This window comes from Peribacillus sp. NPDC058002, from assembly GCF_042886655.1.
GTDB classification, from domain to species: Bacteria; Bacillota; Bacilli; order Bacillales; family DSM-1321; genus Peribacillus; species Peribacillus aracenensis.
Genome location: NZ_JBHVQU010000275.1, coordinates 1 through 4,390, shown reverse-complemented (window position 1 = coordinate 4,390; position 4,390 = coordinate 1). Strand labels below are relative to the sequence as shown.

Below are 4,390 nucleotides of genomic sequence, written 5' to 3'. Positions count from 1 at the left end.
CATTATTATAGAGGACTGCCATAAGAGTAAGGAAGTAAGCAACATGATAAAGGTAACTAGGCTTAACGCAAAAAACAAGGTTGCCCTGTCAAATATAAGCCATTGAAGCTGAACTTTATCCAATGTGGTTATAAAGGGAAAAAGCAGCGTACTAGCCGTTTCATTTCCAAAGGTTAAAAGAGGTAAATAAACGGATAAGAAAAAAAATGGGATAAGCAAAAAGACTGCAAACATGATTTTTTTAGAGTTATACGATATTTTTTTTGGAATAAAACCTAAAAATGAAAAAACAATGGCGAAAGAAAAAAAACTTGTATAAAAGGGAGGTTCTCGAAAAAAATTAAAGCCGGTATCCATAATCGGAAATGCATTATGCCAATCAACGTCTTGAAAGCAAATCAAAAGCGTAAGTAAGATTAACGGGAAAAAGATACAGAATATTAATAAGGCTGTACGTAAGATGGTTTCGATTCCTTTTACGGCGATATAAGTTGATATAAGAATCATTAATGTAATAATTGCCCATGTAGGAGTATTCGCTAAAAAGATAATGTTGGTCACTTCTGCATAGGCGCTAACAAGTTCAATAGTAGTTATAATTAAGTAAAGAAGAACAGGAAAAAGTAATGTGAAAGAAAAAGCTTTACCTAAGGTCTTTAAAATACCGATAATATCCTGTTTTGGAAAATAAGATAGACCCTTTAGGTAAAGCCATAAAAATAGAATAAATATGACACATTGAATTAAAATCGGTTCCCAGTGACCTTTTTGTGTGCTGGCAATAATTCTTTCCGGATAAATGAAAAAAATAAGACCAAAATGAGACATTAACCCCATGCATATAACCTGAAGGCTTTTATCCAATTCCCCCCCTCCCCTTAGTTAAACTAGTGTATGGAATTCCAAATATCTCTCGACTTGCAAAGTAAGCGCTTATGAATACCAGACCGGATAATATTCCCAACACGCCATAGATTGAAGCAAAAATAACAACTACATATTTAAGTAAGCGCAGGATTAACGCATTTTGAAACCCTACAACGCTTGAATTCGCTATCGAGGTTGCTGCTACAATGATAATTAACAGGTTGCTAACCAGCTTTGCGTCTACTACTGCTTGTCCGATGACAATTCCCCCTACCATTGTTACCGTTGGACCGATACTGAGCGGAAGCCTTATACTCGCTTCAATAATTAACTCTAAAATAAGGAGCATAATTGTAATTTCAACAAAAGGGGGATAGGGTATTCCCTCCCTGCTCTGAGCAATCGATAGAGCCAGTTCAATTTTTAATATCTCAGGATTTACAGCAACAAGGGCCACATAGAGAGCTGGAAATATAAGGGTAACCAAAGCGCCAAGAACACGTAAAAATCGGATGGCGCTCATTATTGGGTAAGCAAAGTTACGGTCATTCGCCTGTGCGAACATATCCCATAATAAATGTGGCAAGATAAGCGCAAAGGGAAAACCGTCAACGAATAGAATGACCTTTCCTTTGTTTAAACCATCTACTGCTTCCAATGGCATTTCTGTGTTATTAAACTGAGGGATAACCTCCCATTTTCGCATACCCATAAAACGATAAAGATGCTGAAGATAGAGAATATTTGTGTGTTGATTCATTTCAATATGTGAAATGATCTTTTTAATCACACCTTTATCTGCTCGGTCGTCCAAATAAACTATTGATAATTTCTTTTTTTGATCACTTCCTAACGTATAGGTTTTAACTGAGAGCTGAGCAGAGGAAACTTTTTTTCTCACTATTCCTATATTTGTTGACATATCTTCAATAAAAGAATCTAAAGGACCTTGCAATACGTTTTCATTAGCTGGCGGTTCAATTGACCGATTTAATTCTATGGGAATTGGTTCAAATAGCGACATTATATTTTTTTCTTTTGAGTAAATAATGAGTTTACCCTGAAGAATAGACTTTATTGCTTCTTCACTATTTATTTCAATACCTTTTCTGTTGAAAAAAGTTCTTTTTACTTTTATTGAATGAATCACTTCACTGGTATCCATATCTTTTTTTAATATTTCTTTTGTTTTTATAAGGTTGACTATTGAATGTAAACCAAGTAAAAGGACTGCTTCACCAGCCAAACTAAACGGTTCTATGAAAAAGTCTTCTGCATCTTTAAAAACCTCATTTATTTCTACTATTATTGAGTTCATGACTTCTCATTTTCCCTTTCAAATTTCATTATTCTTATATCATTTTCCCCCTTTGCTTGTCATTTATACAAATACCAAACTAGGTAAAATATGACGTCTGAGATATGTTTTTTAACGCCACAACCACATATTGGGCATGTGCATATTGCGAGCATGTTTTTTTTGCAGAGGATAATAACCCGGTTATGTGGAGGGGGATAAAGCCTGTCATAGAAGGTATAGCTGCTGCCAAAGAAGCAGGCCTTGGAGTTAAAGTGTGTCGGTAAACTTGTCAATTTTATATTTAGCTTCTGAAACATTCATCTTTGCACCTTCCTTGTGTCACAATTTTGTCTATAAGCGAATTTTCATGTTACCAATTCAAAAATTCAGGATATTATTTTATTTGTCTTAGGATGTAAAACAACCTGGCCATGGGTTCTGTAACTGATGTTTGTTAATCAATGGGGAGCGTGTGTTGAATTAAGACTTTTTATGAGGTAAATAAGGAAAGGCTTAAGGATTCGACTTCACCTTAAGCCTTTTCTTGCCCTATTTTAAAAACCCATCGATATATATTTTTCTTCTAAATATTCTTCAAGGCCTTGATGGCCGCCTTCCCTCCCCATGCCGCTTTCTTTCATGCCGCCAAATGGGGCTTGGGCAACGGTGGGAATGGCGTCGTTGTATCCGATGATGCCGAACTCCAGAGCTTCGGATACCCTGACTCCCCTGCTTATATTCTGTGTGTAAAAATATGCGGCCAGACCATACTCTGTATTGTTGGCAAGCTCGATTACCTCTTCTTCTGTATCAAACGGGATGATTGGTGCGACCGGTCCAAATGTTTCTTGGTATGTGATGAGCATATCATTGTTCACTCCACCCAGAACGGTCGGTTCATAGAATAATCCAGCAGCCAATTCCCCTTCAACTCTTTGTCCGCCACAAAGAAGGCTGGCGCCTTTTTCCAAGGCATCTTGTACATGTTCCTCTACCTTTTCCAGGCCATCACTGCTTACAAGAGGCCCGACTTCAACGGTTGGATCAATGCTATTTCCGACTTTTAGAGCTTGTACCTTTTCAACAAAAAGTGCAGAGAATTTATCGATGACAGAACGGTGGACATAAATTCGATTGGCGCATACGCACGTTTGTCCGGTGTTCCTGAATTTGCTTGCAACGGCACCAGCTGCTGCGGCTTCCAAATCAGCATCTTCAAAAACGATGAACGGCGCGTGTCCTCCAAGCTCAAGGGAAAGTCTCTTGAGTTGCGGGGCTGACTTGGTAACCAGCAATTTGCCTACTTCAGTAGATCCGGTAAAAGAAATTTTCCTTACTACCGGATTTTCAAAAATTTCATCCGAGATAGGTCCGGCACTCCCTGTTACGATACTGACCACTCCAGCAGGCACTCCCGCCATTTCTACCAATTTCCCAAACGCTAACGCACTAATAGGAGATTGTTTAGCAGGCTTGACAATGACTGTACATCCAGCGGCCATGGCAGGTCCCACTTTCCGCGTCATCATGGCCAATGGGAAATTCCAAGGGGTAATGGAAGCGACCACTCCAATCGGCTGGCGAATCACCGATAGCCTTTTATTTGCTGCAGAAGCAGGGATCGTTTCCCCATAAATCCGGCGGCCTTCTTCAGCAAACCATTCCAGGTAGCTTGCAGCGAAATCCACTTCGCCCCGGGCTTCCGTAAAGGGCTTGCCCATTTCCATACTCATGATTTCTGCTAATTCATCTTTAAATTCATGCATAAGGTCATGCAATTTCTTTAGATATTTACTGCGTTCCTGTGCAGTCAGTTTTGACCAGGTTTTAAACGCTTCCTCAGCAGCTTCAATGGCCGCATTCGTTTCTTGGCGTCCTCCATTTGGAATCCTTGCCACCACTTTCCCTGTTGATGGATTTGTTACTGGTAATGTTTCTCCGTTATGTGCTGCAGTCCATTCACCGTTTACATACATTTTCAGTTCAGATAAATTGACTAATCCACTAGTTTTCAGCATGAATACGTCTCCTTTTTTCGTTGAATTTGCAAAGCGCTTCATTATATATACAAAAAGATTAGAGCCCTGAAACTTTAGTTCCCCCGTCAATGTCCGTGTTTATGGAAATCCTTTCATTTTTTAGAACGAATGTATATCCCACGGCAGCAATTAGGCAAATGACTACAGGTATGATCAGGGCTATATTGAAATTATTGAACTTCGC

The 4,390-nt window shown here is 39.0% G+C and carries 3 protein-coding genes; all 3 read right to left on the bottom strand.

The genetic code is table 11. The features are described 5' to 3' along the window. Positions 1 to 864 (bottom strand): GerAB/ArcD/ProY family transporter (locus ACFVSH_RS23395; RefSeq protein ID WP_387708100.1); only part of this gene is annotated, 864 nt, incomplete at its 3' end. Continuing rightward, entirely contained in the window at positions 857 to 2,185 is a 1,329-nt protein-coding gene (locus ACFVSH_RS23390) for a spore germination protein (RefSeq protein ID WP_387604321.1), read from the bottom strand. The genes ACFVSH_RS23390 and ACFVSH_RS23395, both read right to left, overlap by 8 nt. Positions 2,186 to 2,721: 536 nt before the next feature. Next, positions 2,722 to 4,185, bottom strand: coding sequence for an NAD-dependent succinate-semialdehyde dehydrogenase (locus ACFVSH_RS23385; protein ID WP_387708098.1), 1,464 nt, complete (start codon positions 4,183 to 4,185; stop codon positions 2,722 to 2,724). Between the last annotated feature and the right edge of the window lie 205 nt (positions 4,186 to 4,390).